Source organism: Pseudomonas sp. B37(2017) (assembly GCF_002112885.1).
GTDB classification, from domain to species: domain Bacteria; phylum Pseudomonadota; class Gammaproteobacteria; order Pseudomonadales; family Pseudomonadaceae; genus Aquipseudomonas; species Aquipseudomonas paraglycinae.
The window spans coordinates 1,366,903-1,393,265 of sequence record NZ_NEIX01000001.1; the positions used below are offsets into that span (position 1 = coordinate 1,366,903).

General features: G+C 63.8%; 8 protein-coding genes. 3 read left to right on the plus strand and 5 right to left on the minus strand.

Annotation, left to right across the window (positions count from 1 at the left end):
- Positions 1 to 8: 8 nt before the first annotated feature.
- Genes CAF90_RS06245 through CAF90_RS06265 form a run of 5 tightly spaced genes read right to left on the minus strand, consistent with a single transcriptional unit; the run spans position 9 to position 23,103 of the window.
- Positions 9 to 215, minus strand: a complete 207-nt coding sequence (locus CAF90_RS06245; RefSeq protein WP_011333696.1) for an MbtH family NRPS accessory protein — start codon at positions 213 to 215, stop codon at positions 9 to 11.
- A complete protein-coding gene (locus CAF90_RS06250; protein ID WP_085604977.1) occupies positions 208 to 897 on the minus strand; it encodes a hypothetical protein in 690 nt (229 codons plus the stop codon). Before CAF90_RS06250 ends, CAF90_RS06245 begins: the two co-directional genes overlap by 8 nt.
- Entirely contained in the window at positions 894 to 9,986 is a 9,093-nt protein-coding gene (locus CAF90_RS06255; protein WP_371915870.1) for an amino acid adenylation domain-containing protein, read from the minus strand. Before CAF90_RS06255 ends, CAF90_RS06250 begins: the two co-directional genes overlap by 4 nt.
- Positions 9,986 to 14,098, minus strand: coding sequence for a non-ribosomal peptide synthetase (locus CAF90_RS06260; RefSeq protein WP_085604983.1), 4,113 nt, complete (start codon positions 14,096 to 14,098; stop codon positions 9,986 to 9,988). Before CAF90_RS06260 ends, CAF90_RS06255 begins: the two co-directional genes overlap by 1 nt.
- Complete coding sequence (locus tag CAF90_RS06265; protein WP_085604986.1) at positions 14,095 to 23,103, minus strand: non-ribosomal peptide synthetase; 9,009 nt, start codon at positions 23,101 to 23,103, stop codon at positions 14,095 to 14,097. Before CAF90_RS06265 ends, CAF90_RS06260 begins: the two co-directional genes overlap by 4 nt.
- A gap of 812 nt (positions 23,104 to 23,915) precedes the next feature.
- Between CAF90_RS06265 and CAF90_RS06270 the strand changes: the two genes are divergently transcribed.
- The 3 genes from CAF90_RS06270 to CAF90_RS06280 all read left to right on the plus strand — a co-directional run bounded on the left by CAF90_RS06270 (position 23,916) and on the right by CAF90_RS06280 (position 26,347).
- Entirely contained in the window at positions 23,916 to 24,320 is a 405-nt protein-coding gene (locus CAF90_RS06270) for a hypothetical protein (RefSeq protein WP_007958552.1), read from the plus strand.
- A gap of 40 nt (positions 24,321 to 24,360) precedes the next feature.
- On the plus strand, positions 24,361 to 24,777 hold the full coding sequence (locus CAF90_RS06275; protein WP_085604989.1) for an organic hydroperoxide resistance protein: 417 nt from the start codon (positions 24,361 to 24,363) through the stop codon (positions 24,775 to 24,777).
- Positions 24,778 to 24,913: 136 nt separating this feature from the next.
- Positions 24,914 to 26,347, plus strand: coding sequence for a catalase (locus CAF90_RS06280; RefSeq protein WP_085604992.1), 1,434 nt, complete (start codon positions 24,914 to 24,916; stop codon positions 26,345 to 26,347).
- Positions 26,348 to 26,363: the final 16 nt, after the last annotated feature.

Below are 26,363 nucleotides of genomic sequence, written 5' to 3' on the forward strand. Positions count from 1 at the left end.
CACCTTTTTTATTGGAACGACACCGATGACTGCTCGCGCAGCGAACGCGGGCGCATGTCGATCCAGTGCTCGTTGATGTAATCCAGACAGACCTGACGCTCGCCGCGCATCCCCGCCTCGCTCCAGCCGCTGGCCATCGGCTTGCCCGCCGGCCACAGGGAATACTGACCCTGAGCGTTGATCACCACATCGAATTGCAGTTGTGCGTCATTCATGTCGTTCTCCTGTTGAACGGGATTGCAGCGTGGCCAGGCTTCGGTCGAGCCCGGCGGCGAGATGGTTGAGTGCGGCATGCCGCTGTTCGTCGCTCGAAGCGCAAGCCCCGACGTAAACCCGCACGGATGCCCCGCAAATCTGCGCGCAGGTGTCTGCGTCTTCGTCCGTGAAGGCCCGGGCCGACACTTCGGCGTTGGCGCTGGCATGGGCCTGGGCAAACGCGTTGGCGGCGGCCTCGGTATTCAGTTGCGCGTAGTACTCGGCGAACGCCTCGGCATCGCCGAAGTGCTCGGCAATCATCGCGGTGTTGGCCGGTGCGAGGCCGTAGGTCATCGCACTGGCGTGGGCCTTGGCGTACGCCGCGTCATAGGCGTATGCCTTGCGATACAGCGCCAGCAACACCGGTTTGAGCGCGGCCCGCCATTCGCCCTGACGCCCGATCACGCCGAGCGCGGCACGCTGGTGCAGGCTTTGCAACGCGAACAGCGACTGCTGATGCTCCGGCAAGGATTCGCCGAGCATCGGCATGACCACGTCGGCCTGCCAGAGATGAAACAGCTGAAACGGCACCTGCCCGTGGAGTCGGCTCAAGCGCAGACGCAAGGGCTCGTCCGGTTCGGCTTCGCACAACACCTTGGTCAAGGTCAGCCACCATCGCGGCATCGAGATTGGTTCACTCATGGCGAAGGCTCATCCGTACCGATGACTTCGGCCAGCAACCGCGCCCAGCGGCCCGCCACGATGCCGTAGTGATCGGTGTCCAGGGTTTGCCAGCTGCGCAACTGCGGCAGCAAGGCTTGCCAGTTGCGTTGCAGGTCATCCGGACTCCAGTCGTTCCCCAGCCCATAAGGATTGGCGTGCCCGGCGATGAACAGCCGCACCGCTGTGGTCGCCAGCGCCGGAGGCTGGAAGTCGATCATGCTGGTCATGTTGTTGCGGCAGCACACCGTCAGCCGTTGCAGATACGCCTGACGCTCTTCGGCCAAGCCCTGCCCTTCGACCTCCGGCCAGCGTTGGGCAAACTCACGCTGGAACACCTGTTCGATGGTCTGTTCGTCGATCCCGGCCAGTTCCGCACCCGCATCCGGCGCGGGCGGGTCGATCAGGTACAATAACGGTTGTCTGAATCCGTCAGCCTGGGCCTGATGACACAGCGCCTGCGCCACCCATGCGCCGAAGGACCAGCCTGCCAGCCGCCAGGCGCAGCCGTGCGGAAGGTGGGTTTTGATCGCCTCCAGATACCAGCGTGCACGCTCCTCCACGCTGATGTTCGGCAACTGCGGCAGGCGCAACGCCGGATCCGCGATCACGCACACGCCCAGTTCCGCCGGCAGCGCCGAAACCAGTTCCCGATAGGCCTGAACATCGCCGCCCACCGGGTGGATCAGGTACAGCCAGTCGCGGCCGGCACCGGCATGCCATTGATCGATCCGTACTGCGTCGTGCCAGCCGTGCAGTGTTACGCCGGCCGCCTCTTCAACCGTGGCGGTCGAGACCAGCCCCAGCACCTCGTTCAGGCTGACCTTGTGGCTGAATTGCGACAGCTGGAACACCTCACCGGTGGCCGCTTGCAGTTCGTCGATCAGGTCGAGCAGCGTCAGCGAGTCCGCGCCCAGGTCGTACAGCGAATCGTCATCTTCCAGCTCGGCCACACCGAGCCACTTGCACAGGCACTCACGCAAACGCGCCGACAGATCCACGCCCTTCGGCGCCTCGACCGGCGCGGCCACAGCACCATGGCGAACCGGATAAAACCGCCGTGCCGTGTCGATGCCAGTGGTGGAAATCAGCAGCTGCGGCAACTGCGTCGCCATCGCCAGATCGAACACCCGACAGCCCTCTTCGGCCGACAACCCCACCGTCAGATGCTCCAGATGCGCGGCGTCTGCGCCGTTGCTGGTGGTGGCCATGCCGATGTCGCGCCAGATGTCCCAGTTGATTCCGAGGCGCAGGCAAGTGTCAGCCGGGTTCGGGCGATAGTGGGTGAAGCCGTCGAGCACCCCGCTGGCCGCCGCGTAATCCACATGCCCCGCGCCGCCGAACAGTGCCGACATCGACGAGCAGTACAGGACAAAACCCGGCGTCAGGTGCTCGATCAAGGCTTCGACCGCCAGCATGCCGCGAGTCTTGGCAGCCATGGCATCGGCCATTTGCCGGGCATCGCGGTGGCGAATCAGGCTGCCCGCACCGACGCCCGCCGCATGAATCACCCCGCTCAGGCGACCGTAGCGTACGGCCAGTTGATCGAGGACCTGCGGCCAGCGCGATAGGTCGGCGATGTCTGCTTGAATGCACTCGATCCGCGACGCGTACGCCGCCAGTGACTCAGGTAACTGCCCTTGGCGCGAGATCAGCACCACACGGCGCGCGGGTGCCTGTAGCAGGTGTTCGCACAGGGTTCGGCCGATGCCGCCGCTGCCGCCCAGCACTAGGAACGTTCCATCTTCCGGTAAAAGAGACGTCGTTGCCGGTCCGCGCAGTGGCTGAGGCAGCAAGCGAGGCTGCCAGAGGTAACCGTCGCGCATCGCCATTCGCCGAGGCAATGAAACCGGATCGGCAAGCAACGCTGCCAACTCGCCGGCCTGCGCTTCGAGGCGCGACGACGGCAAATCCAGCCAGTGGCAACGCACCGGGTATTCCTGCGGCACCACTTCGGTGATGCCGGCCAGCGCTGCCAGCTCGGGACGTCGCACTTCGCCGTCCACCGGACATGCCTGCCATGACATCAACCAGAGCCGCAGCCGTGTCGTGCGCGGGGTTTGCCCCCAGGCCTGCATCAATGCGCTGACCGTGTCCAGACAGGCCCACTGCGCCAGATCCAGCGATTGCTCGTTGACCGCGCCCGACACCGCCAGCGGCAAGGCGTGCAGCCAGTCGAGTTCGCCGAGTTCAGGTTCTGCGACCTCGGCGAGCAACCGGTTCAGGGCTTCGGTGTCCAGCGGATCGAGCTCGAAACGGTCCGGGCTCAAGCGCTTGAAACCGTTGCCGGTGCGCACTTGAATCACGCGTCGGTACACAGCGTTCAAGCTCGTCAGCAATGTCGATTCCGGCGCCACATGGCTGCACAGAATCAGCACCTCACGGGATCCGACCGTCGCTGTCGCGCTCAGGCGCCGGGTGCGCAGCCACTGACGTTGGTGAAACCAGTCCGTCAGCGGTTGTCGCTCAAGGGCTGTCGCGTCAGGTTGGTTAGCCACGAGAGTCTGGAAACGATACGGCTGAAGATCGAACGACGACGGCGGCAGATCCCAGGGCGGCGGTGCCGAGCGCTGCGGCCATTGGATATTCGCGCCTTCGTACCAGGCGTCCAGCAGTTCCTGCGGCGATTGATCACGCGAGATCAACTGCGCACTTGAGACCGTGACCTCTTTGATCGCTGTTGGCTGCAACGGAATGTCGTCACTCGGCAGGCAGACCATCCCGAAGCGCCAGCGCAGTTGCCGGCGACCTGACTGCAAGTGCCGCAGCAACGCGGTGTGCTGCTCAGGATTGGTTTGCAGGTATTCACGAATCGCCACGATATCGCGCAGCAACTCCGCTCGACTGTGGGCCGAGATCATCAGCAACGGCAACGTTTCCTCGATACTTTCCTGCGCCATGGGCGCAGCGCCGACGATGACATGCGCATTGGTCCCTCCAATCCCGAAACTGCTGACACCGGCCAGTCGCCGCCGACCTTCCGGCCATGGCCGCGAGGTGGTCGGCACATAGAACGGCGAATGCTCCAGATCGATCTGCGGGTTGATCCGGCCAAAACCGAGGTTCGGCGGCAGCACGCCATGGAACACCGCAAGACTGGCACGAATCAGCCCGACCACCCCCGCCGCCGCGCCCAGATGACCGATCTGGCTTTTCACTGAAGCCAGCGCGCAATGGCCGGCCGGTGCGTCACCGAAAGCCTTGGTCAACGCCGCGACCTCAATCGGATCGCCCAACAAAGTGCCGGTGCCGTGGGCCTCGATGTAGCCGATGTCGGCACCGGTCAACCCGGCCCGACTCAGGGCATCGCGGATGACCGCGCTCTGCCCGGCCACCGACGGTGCGGTGTAACTCATCTTGGCCCGGCCATCGTTGTTCAACGCCGAGCCCTCGACCAACGCATAGATCCGGTCACCATCGGCCCGCGCCTTGGCCAACGGTTTGAGCACCACCACGCCGTAACCACTGGCGCCGAGGGTGCCGCTGGCATCATCGCTGAACGGACGGCACAAACCATCGGCGGAGAAGATGTGCTGCGAGCGATGCCGGTAACCCTCGGTCAGGGTCGGGTCGATCAGCACCCCGGCTGCGAGCATCACGTCACTGTCGCCCTGACGCAGCATCGAACTGGCCAGGTGCACGGCGATCAGCGAACTGCCGCAAGCGGCCTGCACGCTGAGGGCCGGGCCGTTGAGGTCCAGGTGATACGCGGCTTTGGTCGCCAGAAAATCCTTGTCGTGGTGCAGCGCCAGCTGGAAGCCATCCGGCAGATCGCCTTCGGCAGTTTCGCGCAGCATCTGCTGGAAGTAGGTGGTTTCGCCGCAACTGGCGATCAGGCCAATGCGCGGGCCGTCCGCCGACGGGACGATGGCCGCGTGTTGCAGGGCCTGCACGCACGCCATCAACAAATGCCGCTGTTGCGGGTCCATCAGCCGCGCTTCCTGGCGGCTGATGCCGAAGTACTCGGGATCAAAATCGAGCATGCCCGCCAACTGACTGCGGGCACCGACCAGGCCTTCTTCAGCAGCAAAATGCTCGATGCCGAGCTCGTTGCCTTGCACCATCGCCCAGAACTCGGACAGGTTCTGCGCCCCGGCCACATTGACCGACATGCCGATGATCGCCATCGGTTGATGACCCGCATCGGTCTGCCGTACCCGCTCCGCCGCTGCCACCGGCGCGGTGGACAGATGCGCCGCCAGACGCCGCACCGTGACGTGTTCAAACAGATCGGCCATCGTCACCTTGTGCGGCAGCTCTTCGGCGTAACGGCCATGCAAACGCATCAAGCCGAGGCTGGTGGCGCCGGCCTCGAAGAAGGTCTGCTCCGGCTCGATGTCACGGCCGATCACGGCCTGGAACAATTCGCTCAGTTGCCGCTCCAGCGCACTCAATTGAACAACCGGTTGTGGCGTGCTGCGCCGCTCCAACGCCTCGCCCAGATTCGGCAAAGCCTTGCGGTCGATCTTGCCACTGGGGGTCCGTGGCCAGCGGTGGATCCGTCGGTATTCATCGATTCGCACATGGGCCGGCAGCAATCGCACGACCTGACGATCCAGCGCTTGCGACGTTGCAGGTTGGCCATCGAGTTGCAGCCAGGCGATCAGCCGTGGCGGATCGGCCTGAACGGCGACCACCGCGTTGACCACTTCCGGCACCTGCATCAGCGCCGCCTCTATCTGCCCCAGTTCCAGACGATGGCCGCTGAGTTTGATCTGCTGATCGTCACGTCCTAGGTAATGCAGGCAGCCCCGGGCATCGGCCCAGGCCAGATCGCCGGTGCGGTAGTACAAACAGCCGTCTGCCAGCTCGACAAACCGCGCGGCGTTCAGCGCAGGATCAGCCAGATAGCAACGGGCAACCATCGGCCCAGCGACCAGCAGATAGCCGCGACTGCCGATCGGCACCGGGCGGTCGTGTTCATCGACCAGCAGCAACCGCGCATTGCCGACGGCATGGCCGATCGGCGCGCGCAACGGCCAGTCCCGCGCCACGGGCGGCAGGCGCAAGGCACTGACCACGTGGGTTTCGGTCGGACCGTAGTGGTTGAACAGCGACGCGTGCGGCATGCCGCCGAACCAGTTGCGCAGCGCGTCGGTGCAGAGCAATTGCTCGCCGGCCGTGATTACCTCACGCAACGCCGACGGGTAAATGCCCCTCGCCACGGCGGTTTGCGCCAGATGCTGCAAGGCCACGTACGGCAGGAACAGGCGCTCGATCCGCGCCTCGACCATGTAATCCAGCAACGCCTCGGCATCCTGACGCCAGCGCGGTGTGATCAGGTGATAACAGCCGCCGCCGCACAGGGTGCTGAAAATTTCCTGAAACGACACATCGAACGATAGCATCGAGAACTGCAGGGTCACCGCTTTCGCCGGCAACTGCCCTTCGGTGCGCTGCCATTGCAGCAGGTTGCACAGGGTGCGCTCGGACACTTGCACACCTTTGGGCGTGCCGGTCGATCCGGAGGTGAACAGGGTGTACAGCGGCCGTTCGCCGGCGTGGCGTGTAAGTTCGAACGATCCGGCATCGGCGTGCAGATCGACCCGATGCGTGGTGAATCGTCCGGCGTTCAGGTCGTCGAGTGCGGCCGCCGTCGTGTCGCTGAACAGCACACACAGAGGTTGCGCCTGTTCCAGCACCTGACGCTGGATCGCCACCGGATAGGCGGGATCCAGCGGCACAGCGGTCAGGTTTAGTTTGGCCAGCGCCAGCAAGGCGACGATGTGTTCTACCGAGGCATCGAGGAACAGCACGACATGCAGCGGCGCGTTACCGACCGGCAAGGGATGACGCTCGATCAGGGTGGCTGCCAGAGTATTGGCCAGCGCATTCAGTTCGCTGTAGCTGAGGCGGTGCTGCCCTTGAACCAGCGCAACCGCCTCAGGTGTGCAATGCACTTGATGCTCGAACCCATCCGCCAATGTGTTGAACGGCAGCGCGATCTGAGGGCCCTCGCTGGCCGGTGGCAGGTTGCGTCGATACGGGCCGAGCAAATCGTCGAGCTTGGCCGCCGGGCTTTCCAGCAACAGGTCCAAGCCTCGGCGGAACAGTGCGTTAACCGCCTGCATCTGTTCGGCATCGAAATAGCTGCACTGATATTCCCACCAGCATTCCAGCTGCGAACCGCTGCCCACCATCAACAACGTCAACGGGCACTTCGCATGCAACTGCTCGTTGAATTCCAGCGTGGCGCGCAGGCTGGAATCGGTCAGCGCCGCGTAATCGGTGTTCTCCAGCACAAACATGAAATCGAACAGCAAAGGGTTAGACGACAGCCGCAGGTCTTCCACCAGATCCGCCAGCGCCACGTCCTGCAACGCCAGCACTTCGCGCACGGTGGCGGTCTGTTTGCGCAACTGCTCATTCAGGGTCAATGCGTTTTCCACGGCAGTGGGAATCAGCACGGTGTTGGCAAACATGCCGACGGTGTCTTCGAACTCCGCCAGCGGCCGGTTGGACACCGGGCTGGCGATCCGTGGCCGCTCGCACCCGGTCAGGGCGTACAGGCTCCAGGCGAAGACACTGAACAGCACTTCGAAACGGGTCAGCCGTTGTTGGGTGCAAAAACGTTCGAGGGCAGCGCTCCTCAGGGTGCCCAAGAGTTCTCGGTGCAACCGCGCGTCCGGGCTGATTTCGCGCATTGGCATCAATGCAGGCGATGGCTCTTCATGACGCCGATGCAACTCGGCCAGGGCACGTCGCTGGTCGCGATAATGCGGATCAACGCTCCACTGGCGCTGCCACTGGCCAAACTCCAGCGTCGTCAATCGGGCAGCGGGATGCGGGCTGTCGTGGCCTTGCAGGACATCGGTGTAGAGCTGATTCAGGTCGTCGAACAACAGGTTCACCGACCAGCCATCGACGATGATGTGATGCAGGTTCAGCAACAGCCGGCAGCTGCCATCGGCGAACGGCAACAGCCAGGCCTGAAACAGGTTGGGCGTAGTCAGGTCGAACGGCGCGGTGAACACCAGTTCTGCGAAGGCATGCCAGTTGTCCTCGGTGAAATGCCCGACTGCGAAGGTGCGACAGGTCGGCCCCTGCTCGGCGATTACTTGATCGAGTCCATCGCTACCGGGCGCAAAAGCCGTGCGCAATCCAGGATGACGCTGCACCAGTCGCCCCACGGCCTCGGCCAGTGCCGCGATTTCGACACCCGCCGCCAGGTGCAGAATCAGCGGCACGCTGTAGGCAGTCGAGGTCGGCGAGCGTTGTTGCAACAGCCACAAACGGCGCTGCTCTGCGGTGGCCGGCAGACGTTTGGCGCTGCTGATCGGAGGCGCAGGTGGGTAGATCGACTCGCGGTTCGTTTCACCGGTCAGTTGTGCGGCCAACGACAAGAACGACTCGTTGAGCAACGTGTCGATCGCGATCTCGCGCTGCCAGCGGACACGGATCGCCGAACGCAGGCGCATGGCCTTGAGCGAATCGCCGCCGCTGGCCAACCAGTCATCCTGCGCATTCACGGCCGGTTGACCGAGCAGCGAACGGGCCTGGCTCAGTAACCAGTCCAGCGCCGGTGAAACGCTTTCGTTATCCGTAGCTGCCAGGACTGGGTGCCACGGACTCAGCCCTTGGGCCAGCAAGCCATCACGGTCGATTTTGCCATTGGCCGTCAGCGGCAGGCGCTCCAGCAGGAACAACTGATGCGGCCGCATATACGGCGCCAGTTGTGCCCGCAGATGGTTTTCGAAGGCGTGATAGTCCAGATCCCCGCGAGGCACGATGAACGCCAGCAACTGATGATCTTCAGCCGCCTGACGCCGGGTGCAGACGTACACCTGCGCCACGCCCGGATGCTCCAGGATCCGTTGCTCCACCTCCCCCGGCTCGATCCGGAAGCCGCGAATCTTCACTTGCCGGTCGACCCGCCCCAGGTACTCGATCAAGCCTTCGGCATTGCGCCGCACCAGGTCTCCGGTGCGGTAATGCACCTGCGCACCACCGTCGAGGTCGGGCAAACGAACAAACTGACGGGCGGTTTCTTCGGGCCGGTTGCGATAGCCACGGGCAACACCGCTGCCACTCAAATACAGCTCGCCCACCTCGCCCGCCGGCACCGGACGTTGCTGCTCATCCAGCACCAACACGCCGGTATCCGGCAACGGTCGGCCAATCGGCGCCGAGTCACCGGCAAAGTCGCGGCTGATCGGCCAGCACAAGGCAAACGTGGTGCACTCGGTGGGGCCATAGACGTTGAAAATCCGGCAGCGGCTCTCAGGATTGGTCCGATACCATCCGCGTACGGCGGCAGCGCTGATCTGCTCACCGCCGATCAGCACCTGCCGCACGCTGGAAAAACACGACGGCCACTCGGCAATCAACGTGTTGAACAGCGACACCGTCATGAACAGATTGTCGACCTGCGTTCGCTCCAGCACTTCGGCCAGACGTCGCGCATCCAGCACGTCCTCATCGGCGATCATCACGCAGCAGCCGCCGTTGAGCAGCGGCGCCCACAGCTCGAAACTGCACGCATCGAACGCCGGGTTGGACAGGCAGGCAAACCGGTCCGTCGGGCAAATCTCGATATAGCCGTCGCTGTGCGCCAGCCGCAGCAAGCCGCGTTCGCCAACCTCGACCGCTTTCGGGGTGCCGGTGGTGCCCGAGGTGTAGAACAGAAACATCACCTCGGCGAAGTCTTCGGCCAATGTTTGCGGCGGAGCGTCCGGCTGATCGAGCAAGGCCTCGACGCTGGTTTGCCACAACGACGCTGACCACAGCGGTTCTTCATCCAGGGTAATCAGGCCGACACACGCCGCATCCGCCAGCATCAACTCCCGACGCTTGCGCGGGCTCGCTCGATCCAGCGGCACCACCACTGCACCGACCTTCAACGCGCCGAGAATCGCCGCCAACCATTGCCAGCAACGCGGCATGCACAACGCCAGCGACTGGCCGGGTTCGACACCGCGCGCCAGCAACCCTCGGGCAATGCGTTCGCTGGCGCTGGCCAGTTCGGCGTAAGTCAGCGTGACCGACTGATCAATCACCGCCGGGGCTTGCGGATTACGCCGCACTTGCTCGGCAAAACGCGCAAGCAACGGCATGTCTTTGGACGCACTCATCATTTCGCCTCCTGCGCGTCGAAGCGTTGCAGCTCCCGACGGATGATTTGCGAGACCCGATGGATTTCCGCGCTTTCGAGCATGTCCCAGTGCCCGCCGCTGACCAGTTTCGCCAGATAGCCGTGGCCTGCGCGGCGACGCCAGAAGCCGCGCAGTTCATGCAATTGATGGCGGCTGAAGTCTTCCCGCGCCTGAATCAGCACCACGCGACCGGCGCGCGGCGCGCACGCATAGGCGGCCATGGCCAGCCGGTTGTGGTTGTAGATGTTGAAGTAGCGTTCGACCTGGGCGTCTTCGATGCCGGGATACATGCCGTTGAAACGCACCAGCTTGTCGCGGAACTCGGCCATGTCCACGGTACCGATCTGCTCGCGGAAACCCGGATCGTCGCTGCCCTGGGTGTCGAGCAACACCACCGTCACCTGGCGATGCCCCACCGCCGTCAACCGCCGCGCCATTTCATAGGCCACGAGGCCACCGAACGACAGCCCGGTGAGGATCAGCGGTTGCTGTGTCAGCGGTTCGATCTGGCGCAGGTACGCATCGGCCATCGCTTCGACCGTCGGCTCGGTGCTCTCCCCCGGATTCAGCCCCGGCGATTGCACCCCGTACACGCCGGTTTGATCCGGCAGCACCTTGGCCAGCGACAGGTAACAGAACGCCGTGCCGCCCGCCGGATGAATGCACACCACGTTGTGCTGGCCGCTGCCGCGACGGAATTCGATCAGGTTGCTCTGCGCAAGCGCCGGGTTGGCCCCGACCCGCAGCCAGCCGCCCAGCGCCTCGATGGTCGGGTAGCTGAGCACCACGCGCACCGGCACTTCGACTGCAAACTGCTGGCTGATTTCGTGGGCCATCTTGATCGCGGCGATCGAGGTGCCGCCGACATTGAAGAAGTTGTCGCGAATGCCGATCTGCGGCGCCAGCAACAGGCTTTTCCAGATCTGGTACAGCGCCAGTTCGATGTGATCGCGCGGGCTGCTCAGGTTGACCTGACGGTTGACCATTTCTTCGTCCGCCAATGCCGTCAGCGAGGCGCGATCAACCTTGCCGTTGGCGGTCAGCGGCAGCGCGTCGAGCCACAGATAGCTGCCGGGGATCACCGCTCTGGGCAGTGTCGTCGCCAGATGGGCGTGCACCGCTGCTTCGTCCACGGGCTCTGCCACCACGCAACAAGCCACCAGCCGCTGATCCTGCGCCACTTCGCCGACCATCAACACCACGGCGCTGCGGATACCGGGAAACGCTTCGAGCCGGGCTTCGATCTCGCCCAGCTCCAGGCGCACACCGCGCAACTTGACCTGGAAGTCGTTGCGACCCAGAAACTCCAGCTGACCGTCCGGGCGATAACGCGCCAGATCGCCGCTGCGGTAGAGCCGATCACCTGCCACAAATGGATTATCGATAAAGCGCTCGGCACTCAGCTGCGCCAGCCCCAGATAACCCCGGGCCACGCCCACGCCGCCAATGTGCAGATGCCCGGTCACGCCCACCGGCACCGGTTCATCGCGGTCATCGAGCACGTAAAAACGGTTGTTGGAAATCGGCCGGCCAATCGGCAATTGCCGGGCCGGTACTTCGGCGCAGGGTTCCAGGGTCCAGATGCTGTTGATCACCGTGGTTTCGGTCGGGCCATAAACGTTGTGCAACCGCGCATGGGGCAGACGTTCCTGAAAGCGCCGGGCCAGGGCCGGCGGCAGTTCACCGCCGCCGCTGAATACATCGGTCAGCGACGTACACTGGCTGACCTCGTCGACCTCCAGAAACAGCTGCAACATCGCCGGCACGAACACCAGTGCCGTGACCTGCTGCTCGCGCACCTCGCGGGCCAGATACGCCGGTTCGTAATGCCCGCCGGGCCGTGCGATCACCAGCCGCCCGCCGGTTGCGAGCGGCCAGAAAGTCTCCCAGGCCGAGGCGTCGAAGCCGAACGGAATCTTGTGCAGCATCGCCCCCGCTTCGCCGCAGACCTGCAAACACCACAGCAGCAGGTTGCTCAAGCCACGGTGAGCGACCATCGCGCCCTTGGGCAAACCGGTGGTGCCGGAGGTGTAGATCACGTAGGCGAGATGATCAGGGGTGACACCGACATTGCGTGGATCGAGATTGTCGGCAGACAACGACGACCAGCTCGCGACGTCCTTTTCGAGGTCGAGGATCGGCGCTTCCCAGTTCGACCCTTGCACGGCCTGACGCAAGACTCCGTGCGCCGAACCGAGGGTCAGCAGCACCGCCGGCTTGCTGTCGCCGAGCATATGGCTCAGGCGTCCCAACGGATAATCCGGATCCAGCGGCACGTAGGCGCCACCGGCCTTGAGCACCGCCAGCAGCGCCACCGGCAACTCCAGCGAACGCTCGATGCACACCGCCACGCGCACATCCGGGCCGACGCCCAAGGTGCGCAAATACCGCGCCAGTCGGTTGGCCCGGGCATTGAGTTCGGCGTAACTCAGGGATTCGTCCTCGAAGACCACTGCGCAGGCCTGAGGGTTGCTCGCGGCCTGCGCTTCGACCAGTTGATGCACGCAGGGCGCCGCTTGCGTCAGTGGTGCGGCACGGTTGAAGTCCACCAGCACCTGCTGACGCTCAGCCTCGTTCATCAACGGCAAGGCATTGATCGGTTGCTTGGCATCAGCGGCGATCTGTTCGAGCAAGTGGCGGTAGTGCCCGCTCAGGCGTTGGATGGTCGCGACGTCGTAGAGGTCGGTGTTGTATTCCACCAGCAAGTCCAGCCGCCCTGCCCGCTTGACCCATTCGAACGCCAGGTCGAACTTGGCCGTGGCACTGCTGGTGCAGTACGGCGCCAGTTCCAGATCGGGCATCTGCACCGCGTTGCCCGGTGTGTTCTGCAACACCAGAATCACCTGGAATAACGGCGAATGGCCGGGATCGCGCTGCGGGTTGACGGCTTCGACCACGCGGTCGAACGGCACGTCCTGGTGGGCGTGGACGTCGAGCATCTGCCCCCGCACTTCGCGCAACAGCTCCGCGAAGGTCTGCTGCGGATTCAGGCGCTGACGCAGCACCAGCGTGTTGACGAAATGACCGATCAGCGGCTCGACTTCAGGGCGATTGCGGTTGGCGAACGGCGTGCCGATGCACAGATCCTGCTGACCGCTGTGGCGCCACAGCAGCACCGCCAAAGCACCGAGCAGCACGTTGAACAGCGTGCCCTGGGTTTGCCGGGCCAGCGCCGTGAGTTCGCGCAAGATGCCGCCATCGACCGAGGAACTGAACGTGGCGCCGACATAACGCTGCACCAGCGGACGCGGCCGGTCGGCGGGCAAGGTCGACAACAGCGGCGCGTCGTCCAGGGTGCGCCGCCAGTAATCGAGCTGAGCGTCCAGCACCGCACCGCCGACGCGCTGTTGCTGCCAGCAGGCGTAGTCGGCGTATTGCACCGGCAACGGCGCAAGCGTCGGGGTTTCACCACGCAGATAATCGCCGTACAGCGTGGCGACTTCGTGCAGGATCACGCCCATCGACCAACCGTCGGCGATGATGTGATGCACGCTGTACAGCCACAGGTATTCGTCGTCTGCCACGCGCAGCAACGACGCTCGCAGCAACGGCCCGGTGGCCAGATCGAACGGCGCCCGGGCGTCCTGTTCGACGGCGAATCGCACTTGCTGCTCACGCTCGTCGGCAGACAACTGGCGCAGATCCGTCACCGGCAACGACAGCGGCATCGACGGATGCACCACCTGACGGGGTTCACCGTCCACGCTGCCAAACGTCGTGCGCAGGACTTCGTGGCGGGCAACCAGTTGGTTCAGCGCCCGTTCCAGCTGCGCTACGTCCAGCCGCCCTTTGAGCGTCACAGCGGTGGGCACGTTGTAGAACGGGTTGCCGGGTTCCAGTTGATCGAGAAACCACAGTTGCCGTTGCGAGAACGACAACGGCCAGGACGCGTGCGCGCCGGCGCGGTGGGGAATCACCGCGTCATCGTGCCCGCCGAGCAAGGCAATCAGTTCCTGTTTGTGAGTCTTGAGCGCCTGGGTCAGTTCTTCGGTGAGAAACCCGCGCGGCGCCTTGCAGCGCAGCCTGTCACCGTCCACTTCGAGCACCACGCCATGGCGAGCGAACAACGCCAGCAATTGATCGGCATTCATACTTCGAACTCCTCCATGTCTTCGTCGTCCAGGCTTGCGGTCACAGGCTCGATGGCAAACGCCTCGACCGGCGCGCGGTGCTGTTCATCGGCCGTGCGCAGCCCGCCGATCATCGAGTAGATCAATTCATGGCTTGGCCCGAGGTCGAACAGCGCTGTCAGTTGCTGCTCCTCGACCGAGCCGATGCCGCACAGACCCAGGCCGTGTTCGACGGCAGTCATGCTCAGCAACTGGGCCATGGCGCCGCTTTCGATGTGGCAGAAATCACGGCTGCGCTCGCCATACAGCGGGCGGATCGCGGCCATGTCGGCGATGAAGAACAGCGAGAACGCGGCGTTCTCGTACACCGGGCGGTTGACGAAATAGTCGTAGGTGTCCGGGTCGAGCAATCCGCTCTGGAGCGCCAGCAAACGATGCTGGCGAGGATCGTAGTAATACGCGCCGCCGGGGACGCCGAGCACGCGATCCGCTTTGATGTAGAGGTACGCTTGAATCGGGTACAGCCCGCCCGCCGACGGGAACTGGTATTTCACTTCGCCGTCGAGTTGACCTTGGGCCAGCGCCGCCAGTACATGGGCGAAGGCCTGGGTGGCGATCGGTTGCAGATCGTATTGACGCACTGAGCGGTAATCGCTCAGACGCCGGGCGAAGGCCGGGGCTTGCGGCAGATCCAGTGCCACTGCCGGCAAGGCTTGAGCGAAGTCGCGGCGCCCACGCTGTTCGGCTTTGAACTGCGCTCGCTGCTGCGGATCTTCGATGATGTTTTGCGCGAGCTCCGGAGCCTGCTGCACGTTGCCGAGCAAATCCTGACGCGCCCGGTTCTGGCGATACATGCCGAGCAGGTGCAGCAACGTCGGCTGGGCCAGCAGTTGCGCCACGTGCGGGCGGAACTGCAAGGCGCCGGACAAGGCGTTGCTGATCCTGACGATATCGATCGACGTTGCGCCGAGGTTCAGCAGGTTGGCGTTGGCGGCGATGGATTCGCGCTTGAGCACGTCCTGCACGATCTCCACCAGCCGCTGTTCCTGCGGGCCCTCGACTTCCAGCGCCGGACCTTGCTCCTCGATTTGCTCCGGCTCCGGCAGGCGTTTCTTGTCGACCTTGCCGTTGGACGACAACGGCCAGGCCTCGACGAACGTGAACGACGCCGGAATCATGTAGGCCGGCAGTTTGTCGCTCAGGTACGCGCTGAAATCGCTGGCCTGCAACGCCGGATCGGCCTTGAGCACATAACCCGCCAGACGCTTCTCGCCCAGCGTGCTGCCAAGAATCCGCACCACCGCGCTCTGCACGCCGGGATGGCGATTGAGCGCGGCTTCGATTTCGCCCAGCTCGATGCGATAACCCTGGACCTTGACCTGATTGTCTTCGCGACCGAGGAATTCGATGTTGCCGTCCGGCAGCAAACGCCCGAGGTCGCCGGTGCGATACAGCCGTTCGCCGGTCAGTGGATGATTGAAGAAACTGCCCGCGCTGAGTTTTTCATCGCGCCAGTAACCTTTCGCCAGACCAATGCCGCCGATGTACAGCTGCCCCGCGACCCAGGTCGGGCGCACTTGCAGCGCTTCATCCAGCACGTAGAAGCGCTGATGATCGAGGGCCTTGCCGTAGGGAATGCTGCGCCAGGCCGGATCGACGTGCTTCACCGGATAATAGATCGACCAGATCGACGCCTCGGTGGCGCCGCCCAGGCTGATCAGCTGCAGCTTCGGCTGCAAAGCCCAGGCCCGCTCAGGCAAGGTCAGGGGAATCCAGTCGCCGGACAGCATCGCCACCCGCAGGCTGGCAGGCAACGCGCCGCCCTCGCCCTCCACGTACTCGACCAGCATGCCGAGCAGCGCCGGCACCGAGTTCCACAGGCTGACGTGATGGCGCTTGATCAATTCGAGCCAGTGCGCCGGATCGAGGGTCAGTTGCGGGTCGAGGATGACCACCGCCGCGCCCACCGCCAACGTGCCGAAGAAGTCATAGACCGACAGGTCGAAGCTCAGCGACGAGATCGCCAATACGCGGTCGCTCGGGCCGACGGCAAAGCGCCGGTTGATGTCGAGCAAGGTGTTGACCACACCGCGATGGTCGATCACCACACCTTTCGGCTGACCGGTGGAGCCGGAGGTGTAGATCACGTAAGCGAGGTCGCTTTCGTTCACCTGCACCGGTTGCAGTGGCAAGACATCGTTCGAGACATCATCGGTCACGGCGATGGCTGTGACCTGCGCCGGCCATTCGATCCTGTCGAGCAGTGCCGGTTGGGTCAGGGCCAGATTCGCCTCGGCCCGCTCCAGAATATGCCGCAGCCTTTCCGCCGGTTGAGTCGGTTCGATCGGCAGGTAAGCGCCGCCGGCATACAGAATCGCCAGTGTTGCGACTACTTGCTCCCAGCCGCGCTCCATCACCACCGCGACCAACCGGTTCGGCAGCACACCCTGCGCTTGCAGTCGGGCGCCGAGTTGCCGGGCCTCAAAGCGAAGCTGAGCGTACGTCAGCTGTCGCGTGCCGATCACCGCCAATGCATCCGGTGTGGCGAGGGCCTGACGTTCGAACAGTTCGTGCATCAACGGCAGCGTTTGCTGATGGTCAACCGGTGCCGGCAAACGCGCCTGCGGCAACAGCTTTGGCGTGTTCGCGCCCCAGGCTGCCGGTTCGCACAGGCTGTCGAGCAGCCTGTTATAGGCGACGAACATCTGCTCGATCATGCCTTGCGGGAACAGTTCGTCGATGCTGTCCCAGTTGAACAGCAGGCGCCCTTCCAGCTCCAGCAACGTGTGGTCGAGCCACACTTGCGGGGTCTGGGTGATGCTGTGCATGTGCCGGGCGTTCAACGCGTCGGCGAGGTTGAACTCGGCCAACTCCGGCGCCGCTTCCGACAGCGTGCTGTTGAACACGATCGGCATCGCCGTCTGCTGCACGCCCCGGGCCTGGGACAATTCGCGCAGCACCCGCACGCCGCTGACCACCGAATGGTCGATGTCGCGCCACAGTTGCGCCTGCACCGCGCGGGCCTTGTCGGTAAAGGTTTGTGTTCCGTCGATGGCGACTTCCAACAGCACCAGCGAGGTGAAATCGCCGATGATTTCGTCTACATCGGGGTGCAGCGGCATGCGGTTGAACAGCGGCAGGCTCAGGGTGAAACGCGGCGTGCGGCTCCACAGCGCCAGCACTTCGCTGAAGGCCGTCAGGAGCATCACCGACGGCGTCACCGCAAACTGTTTGGCGACGGATTTGAGCTGCGTCCACTGCGCCGCCGACATGTCGCGGTCGCGGCGGGTGAAGTGCGGGTTGGCGATGCTTTCGGGTTGACGCACCAGCGGCAGGTCCGGTGCCGGGGCAAGAGTGGTCACACGTTCGCGCCAGTAACCCAGCGCCTGTTCGTAGCGGCGGCCGTTGCGCAGTTGCTGTTCAGCCAGCACATAGTCGCGGAAGGTCAGGCCCGGCTCAGCCAGCTCCAGCGTCGGATCGACGTAGAACGCCATCAGTTCGCGCGCCAGAATCTGCGTGCTCGCGGCGTCGACGATCAGCGCGTCGAGGCTGATATGCAAATGGGTGATGCCGTCATCGAGCAACGACAGGCTGAACTCGAACAGCGGCCAGTGACTGGCGTCCAGCACCTGATGCGACTGGCGTTCGCGGGTCGTTTCAAGGGTGCGTTGCGCCACGTCGGCGGGTAAACCGCGCAGATCGCTGCGGGGCATGCGATAGGTCGGCACCTGCGCCAGCACCTGTTGCGTGCCGTCGCTGAGGAACACCACGCGCAGCATGTCGTGGCGCTGGATCATGCGATTCAAGGCTTGTTCGAAACGTTCGGCGTCGAACCCGGGAATACGCAGCTCTTCGTAGCCGTGAGCACTGACGCCACCGAGGCTGACCGTGGCCTCGCGACCGAACCAGTAGGCTTGCTGGATATCGGTCAGAGGGAACGGTTCATGTCGATTAGCGCGATCCGGCTCGATCTGGATGAACGCCGGTTCGATGCTCTGCTCATCACGCGAAACCTGCGCCGCCAGATCCAGCAACACCGGGGTCTGGAACAGGCTGCTCAGGGACAGTTGCGCGCCCATTCGCTGGTTGATCGCGTAGATCATCCGCGTCGCCAGCAGCGAGTGGCCGCCAAGGTCGAAGAAGTTGTCGTGGATGCCGACCCGCTCGCACTTGAGCACTTCGGCCCAGATCTCGGCCATTTGCCGTTCAATGTTGTTTCGCGGCGCCTCGTAAGTCGCTCCGGCACTGCGTTCTGGTGCCGGCAGCGCTTGGCGGTCGAGCTTGCCGTTGCGGGTCAGCGGCAATTGCGAGAGCCGGACCCAGGCGCTCGGGATCATGTGTTCGGGCAACTGGCGTTGCAGTTCGGCACGCAGGAATTCACTGGTCGCGGTGCCGACCACGTAGGCCACCAGACGCTTGTCTCCGGCCACGTCTTCACGCAGCAACACAGCGGCTTCCTGTACGCCGGGTTGTTGATGCAACAAGCTGTCGATCTCACCGAGTTCGATGCGGAAGCCGCGCAGTTTCACCTGTTGGTCGATGCGCCCCAGGTACTGCACGTTGCCGTCGGACTGGAATTTCGCGAGGTCGCCGCTGCGGTACATCCGCGCGCCCGGTTCGGCACTGAACGGGTCCGGCAGGAAGCGTTCGGCGGTCAGGTCCGGGCGGTTCAGATAGCCACGAGCCAGGCAGGCGCCGGCGATGTACAACTCGCCCGCCACGCCAACCGGGACCGGATTCAGATGCTCGTCCAGCACGTAGAGCCGCGCATTGGCGATGGGACGACCGATGGGCGGCGCGTCCGGCCAAAATTCGGCCTCGTTGCAGTCAAGGCTGAACTGGCTGACCACATGGGTTTCGGTCGGCCCGTACTGGTTGTGCAGTTGCACACCACCGAGCCCACGGACAAAACCGCGCAGCTCGTCATTGATTTGCAGGGCTTCACCGGCGGTGATGATCTCGCACCCACCGACCGGCATCGGTGCATCGGCCTCGGTCAGGCCGGCGAGTTGCTGCAACACGGCGAACGGCAGGAACGCCCGCTGCACGCCTTCGGCCACCAGCGTCGGGCGCAGCGCGGCGAGGTCCTTGCGGCTGTCCTCGGTCATCAGCAACAGGCTGCCGCCCTGGCAGAGCGTGCTGCAGATTTCCTGGAACGAGACGTCGAAGTTCAGCGAGGCGAATTGCAGCACGCGCTGTGGTGCAGTGGCTTGATCGAGCTGCCAAGCAATCAGGTTGTCCAGCGCGCGGCGGCTGTGGGCCACGCCTTTCGGGCGTCCGGTGGAGCCGGAGGTGTAGAGCACGTAGCCGAGGTTTTCCGGGCTCACCGTGACGTGCGGATCATCAGTCGGGTGTTGCGCCCATTGCGCTGCGTCGGTGTCCAGGCAGCAGATTTTCGCCTCGTTGGCCGGCAGCCCGGCCATCAGGCTTGATTGCGTCAACAGCAAGGTCGGCGCGGCATCGCTGAACATGAACGCCAGACGTTCGCTCGGGTAAGCCGGGTCGAACGGTACATACGCCGCGCCGGCCTTGAGGATCGCCAGCAGGCCGATGACCATGTGCGGCGAGCGCTCCAGGCACAGGCCGACGCGATGCTCGGGGCCGACGCCTTGTTCGATCAGGTAATGCGCGAGGCGGTTGGCGGCACGGTTCAGTTCGCCGTAACTCAGTTGCTCACGGTCAGCGAGCAGCGCCACGGCATCGGGCGTTTGCCGGGCAAGGTTTTCGAAACGCACCACGCAACCGGGCAACGACGCGGTATCGCGCGCGGTGCAGTTCCAGTCATGAACGATCTGCTGGTGTTGCTCGGCGCTCAGCAGCTTGATCTTCGCCAGCGACTGTTGGCTGTCCTCGACCATCTGCGTCAGCACCCGACGCAGGTACTCGCCGAACTGCTCGACAGTGCTGCGCTCGAACAGGCCCGAGGCATATTCCAGACCGCCGACGATCTGCCCGTCGCGCTCACTGAGCGCCAGTTGCAGATCGAACTTTGCCACGTGATGGCTGCTCTCGACCGGCGTGACATCCAGCCCGGTCAGCAGCAGATCGGAATCCTGATCCTGCTCCCAGGCAAACAGCACCTGGAACAGCGGACTGTGGGCCAGACTGCGCGGCGGATTGAGCAATTCCACCACTTGCTCGAACGGCAGGTCCTGATGCTCCTGAGCCTCCAGCGCGACCCGCCGTGCCTGTTGCAGCCATTGCGCCACTGACGGCGTTCCGGACTGAGTCATGCGCAGCGCGAGGGTGTTGACGAAGAATCCGATCAGCCCTTCCAGTTCCTGCTGCGGACGGTTGGCCGATGGCACGCCGATCACCACATCGCTCTGCCCCGACAGGCGCGACAACAGCAGCGAAAAACCAGCCAGCAGATTCATGAACAGCGTGGTGCCTTGCTGCATGCCCAAGGCTTTCAGGCGTGCGGTCAGGGCGGCGTCGAAGACCAGCGGGACGAAGCCGCCGAGGTAATCCTGCACGGGCGGACGCTTGTGATCGGTCGGCAATTCCAGCAATACCGGCGCGCCCGTCAGGGTTTCGCGCCAGTAACGGCTCTGCTGCTCCAGCACTTCGCCGGTCAGCCACTGCTTTTGCCACACGGCGTAATCCACGTACTGAACCGGCAAGGGCGGCAGCGGATCGTCGCGATCCAGCAAAGCCGCCGCGTACAGCTGACCCAGCTCGCGGGTGAGCACGCCCATCGACCAGCCGTCGGAGATGATGTGATGCTGGGTCAGCAGCAACACATGGTCATCCGCCGCCAGCCGCAGCAGGCTGACCCGCATCAGCGGGCCCCGGCTCAGGTCGAACGGCCGGGCGCCCTCCTCGTCGATCAAGCGGCTCAGACGCGCCTGCGCATCGTGCCCCTGCACTTCAGTCACCGTCAGCCGGACGCTGTGCGCCAGCGGCGAAACCAGTTGACGCCCTTCCCCTTCAACGGCGATGAACGTCGTGCGCAGCGCAGCGTGGCGCGCCACCAGTTGATTGAAGCTGCGTTCGAGTGCCGGCACGTCCAGCGAACCGCGCAAACGCAGGTTCAGCGGCATGTGATACGCCGCGTTGCCACCCTCCATTTGCGCCAGAAACCACAGGCGCTGCTGAGCAGACGACAACGTTTGCGCGCCCGAGCGTTCAAGGGCCGTGATGGCCGGGCGAGCCGCAGCCTGACTGGCTTGCAGCCGTTCGGCGAACTCCGCCAGAACCGGCGCGGCAAACAGCGTCGAAGGCGCGACTTCCAGCCCCAGCGTATGGCGAACCTGCGCCAGCACGCGCATCACCAGCAGCGAGTGACCGCCGAGGGCGAAGAACTGATCCTGGCGCCCGACCCGCTCGACGCCGAGCACATCGGCCCAGATCGCGGCGATTGCGGTTTCCAGCGAGCCTTGGGGTGCCTGATATTCCTGCTGATCAAACGCCTCGACGTCCGGCGCCGGCAGATTTGGCCGATCAACCTTGCCATTGGCGGTCAGCGGCAACGCGTCGAGACGCACGAAGGCGGTCGGCACCATGTAGTCCGGCAGGCTGACTTGCAGCTGTTCACGCAGTGAACGCGGGCTCAAATTCGTGTCAGATTTGTCGCAGTAGTAGGCGACCAGTCGAGGTTCACCGGGACTGTCCTGACGCAACAGCACCACGCTTTCACGCACGCCCGGGATGTCCGCCAGCCGGGTTTCGATTTCACCCAGTTCCAGACGCAGGCCGCGCAACTTGGCCTGGGAGTCGTTGCGGCCGAGGAATTCCAGTTGGCCGTCGGCCCGATACCGCGCCATATCCCCGGTGCGGTAAAGGCGTTCGCCTGCCACGAACGGGCTGTCGATGAAACGCTCGGCGGTCAGTTGTGGCAGGTTCAGATAACCGCGCGCCACGCCGACGCCGCCGATGTACAACTCGCCCGCGACACCCTCGTCAACTGGTGCGCCGTCAGCGTCGAGCAGGTAAATCCGGGTGTTGGGCAGTGCCCGGCCGATGGGCAGCACCGCGTCGATCTGGCTGCTGTCGGTGAACTCGAAACAGGTGCTGTCGATGCTCGCTTCGGTCACGCCATAGGCCTGGACGATCTGCACCTGCTCACCGCAGAGCCTGCGCAATTGCTGCGCGCTGTGGGCAGTCCAGATGTCCGAGCCGCAGACCATGGTGCGCAGGAACGACAGATCGTGACCAGTCTCTTCGACCCACGCCAGCAAAGGATTGAGCAGCGCCGGCACGAAGTCGGCAAAGCCAATCTGCGCCTCGCGCATCAGGCGATACAGGGCCGGCGGGTCCATCAGGGTGTCTCGTGGGCAGAGCACCATCGTGCCGCCAAAACCCAGCGCCCGGATCAGGTCGGCGCTGAACACGTCGAAGGAAAAACCAGCCATCTGCAGGTGGTTGATCGACTCGCCCAATCCATAGAGCTGCGCCCAGTCGGCGCTCACGGCGACCAGTCCGCGATGCTCGACCATCACGCCTTTCGGGGTGCCGGTGGAGCCGGAGGTGTAGATCACGTAAGCCAGATGCCGGGGTGTCAGGCCGATCGCCTGAGGATCGAGGTTGTCTGCCGGGAGCGAAGCCCAATCACTGGCGTCGGCCAGATCCAGCACAGTCGGTGCAGTCGCCGACTGTTCGAGCGCCGCCCGCAAAACATCGCGCGCCTGGCCGTGAGTCAGCACCACCGGCGGTGCACTGTCAGCCAGCATGTGCGCCAGCCGCGCCTGCGGGTAGGCCGGGTCCAGCGGCACATAGGCGCCGCCAGCCTTGAGCACCGCGAGTACGCCGACCAACATCTCCAGCGAACGCTCAAGACACAGCCCGACCCGCACGTCCGGCCCGACCTCGAGGCTGCGCAGGTGATGGGCCAAGCGATTGGCGCGGGTGTTCAGTTCACGATAACTGAGCGCCTCCTGCTGCCAGCGCGCGGCAATCGCCTCGGGGTTGCGCAGCACCTGCGCTTCAAACAGACCGTGTACGCACAGATCTGCATCGAACGGTTTCGAGGAGGAAACGTCGGGCTGCGCGGGATTCGTCCCACGCAAGGAAGTGTTATCGAGCATCGGAGGCTACCGTCCATGACTACTTTATTTTTGTGATCAGGCCGGGACAGAAATGCCCCGCCAGTCAGGCCCCGGCATCAGATGCCGGCACGGTCATTCGAATTCAGGAGGATGGCGCGGCGCGCGCGTGCAGACTCGCGTTGAACGCGGGCACACGCAGAAATTCGGGGGGAGACAGGCTGGAGAAAAACGCCGCCGCGCGGTCGGCGCAGGCAGCGGGAAAGTGGGCTGAATCACTGGCGACATCCGTCGCACCGTTCATTGCATCGTCGATTGCAAACCGCGTGACCAATTGAAACCTCGACTTCCATTTGAGGGTCAACGACGAGGAACAACCTGCGCGGGGATGACAGCGCCAGGGTGGTCCCGATCGGCTGCGACTGCCGGGTCTGTAGACGCACGGCAATCTTCTGGCGCCGGGTTTGTGACCCGAAGCGCCGGCGGATAATAACCACGTTTTTTGCTGGTGAGGCAAACGAAATGTAGGAATTCGGTGAAATAAATATCAGCTGTTTCCTACGTCATTGTGACGGTGGCAAAGAGACAGGGATGTCAAAAATGCTCGTACACCGCCCCGCCATTTCTTCCAGACAAAGGGCATGAAAAACCCGCGCAGGGCCTTGATCGGCCAGCGGAAAAATCACCCATTCAAGCGCTGCAACAGACGAACGCTAACAAGCGCTAACAACGCATAACTGGCAGTCATTCAGCGCTGAAGGCAGGCTTGAATCTCACCGCTGAACGCCAGGCCACCTGCGAACCTTTTCGGTCGCCTCGCTCAGTCGAACGATGGTTTTGCGAGGGATTGGACCATGGCTGAAGGTTATCGCGACAATTGCCTGTGCGAGGCCGACCGGCTCGGCAACGACGAACTGTATGCCTTGGTCGCGGGCGCCGTCAGGCATGGCCGGGGTGAGGCGCAACAGCTGTTCGCGACGGTGACGCCGTTGCTCATCGCGTTTTACGAAGGTCAGGTGCAGGCCGGGCGGATCCGTCGTGAAGACACCGGCGGCCTCGTTCAGCAAGCCTTCAGGGCGCTCTATCAGGAACAGGCCGCCCATGACCCGAGCTTTCCGTTTCGCGCCTGGCTGATCGAGATCGCCCGCACGATCCTGCTCGACAACCTGGGCCATCGCGGCACTGACGCCGTGGCCACGGCCGACGCGCTGGCGGGTGCGTCTGCACGTGAATGTCATGAACCCACACGGGCAACATGAACCGCCCTTTTCGCTGTGAAATGCTCTTCAGGGAATGCCCATGATCGATATCGAAAAAACCCTCTACTCCGCGCATACCTGCACCACAGGAGGCCGCGAGGGCACAGGACGCAGTCACGATGGCCGACTGGATCTCAAGCTTTCTCCACCCGGCGCGCCGGGCACCGGAACCAACCCCGAGCAATTGTTCGCCGTGTGCTGGTCGGCCTGCTTCCTCGGCTCGCTGCGCCATGCCTGCAACGCGCGCAAGATCGGTTTTCCGACAACGGCCGGGGTCGATGCTCAAATCGACCTGGTCCACGGGGAGCAAGGTTTTTTCCTGCAGGCTCAACTGGCTGTGTCACTGCCGGAGATCGAACCCGAAGTGGCGCAACAACTGATCGACGCAGCGCACCAGAACTGCCCCTACTCCAAGGCCACGCGCAACAACATCAAGGTCAGCATCACCCTCGCCTGATCCGTCTTTTGCCGACACCAAAACGCAATCCATTCCAACCACACCTTGGTGCTATCCGGCGACACCATGGTGCAATAGATCGCGCCCGGGGCTTTTGATGTGATGGCGGGAAACCGACAAAAGCCAGGAGTTGCGCATGAACAAGCTGACAACTGCTGCGGGCGCGCCCGTGGTTGATAACAACAACGTACAGACGGCGGGCCCGAGAGGCCCGATGCTGTTGCAGGACGTCTGGTTGCTGGAAAAACTGGCGCACTTCGATCGGGAAGTCATTCCCGAGCGGCGCATGCACGCCAAGGGTTCGGGCGCTTTCGGCACTTTCACCGTCACCCACGACATCACCCGTTTCACCAAGGCCAGACTGTTTTCCAGCGTGGGCAAGACCACCGATGTGTTCGTCCGGTTTTCGACCGTGGCCGGCGAGCGTGGCGCGGCGGACGCCGAGCGTGACATCCGCGGGTTCGCCATCAAGTTCTATACCGAGCAAGGCAACTGGGATCTGGTGGGCAACAACACGCCGGTGTTCTTTCTGCGCGATCCGTTGAAATTCCCCGACCTCAACCATGCGGTCAAACGCGACCCCCGCACCAACATGCGCAGCGCCCGCAACAATTGGGATTTCTGGACCTTGCTGCCGGAGGCGCTGCACCAGGTCACGATTGTCATGAGCGACCGTGGACTGCCGCGCACTTACCGCCACATGCATGGTTTCGGCAGCCACACCTTCAGTTTCATCAGCCCGGCGAACGAACGATTCTGGGTGAAATTCACCTGGAAGACCCAACAAGGCATCGAGAACCTCACCGACCAACAAGCCGCGACCCTGATCGGCGATGACCGCGAAAGTGCCCAGCGCGACCTGTACAGCGCTATCGAGGAAGGCCACTTCCCGCAATGGAAGCTCTACGTGCAAGTGATGCCAGAGCTGGACGCCGACACGTACTCGATCAACCCGTTCGACCTGACCAAGGTCTGGCCTCACGCGGATTACCCGCTGATCGAAGTCGGCATGCTCGAACTCAACCGCAACCCTGACAACTACTTCGCCGACGTCGAACAGGCGGCCTTCAACCCGGCCAACGTGGTGCCCGGCATCAGCTTCTCACCGGACAAAATGCTCCAGGCGCGCCTTTTCTCCTATGGCGATGCGCAGCGCTATCGCGTCGGCGTCAATCATCATCAGATCCCGGTGAACGCCCCGCGCTGCCCGGTCAACAGCTATCACCGGGACGGCCAGATGCGCACCGACTCCAACGCGGGCAGCACAATCGGCTACGAGCCCAACAGCTATGGCCAGTGGGCCGAGCAACCGGATTTCAGCGAGCCACCGCTGGCCCTGAAAGGCAGCGCCGGGCACTGGAATCACCGCGAGGACGACGACTACTTCTCGCAACCGGGCGCACTGTTCCGCGCCATGTCCCCCGCCCAGCAACAGGTCTTGTTCGACAACACCGCGCGCTCGATCCATGGCGCCAGCGCCCAGACCCGACAACGCCACATCGATAACTGCACCCGCGCCGATCCGGCGTACGGTGCAGGCGTTGCGCAGGCCATCGAAGCACTGGGCTGATCCGCAATGACGTAGG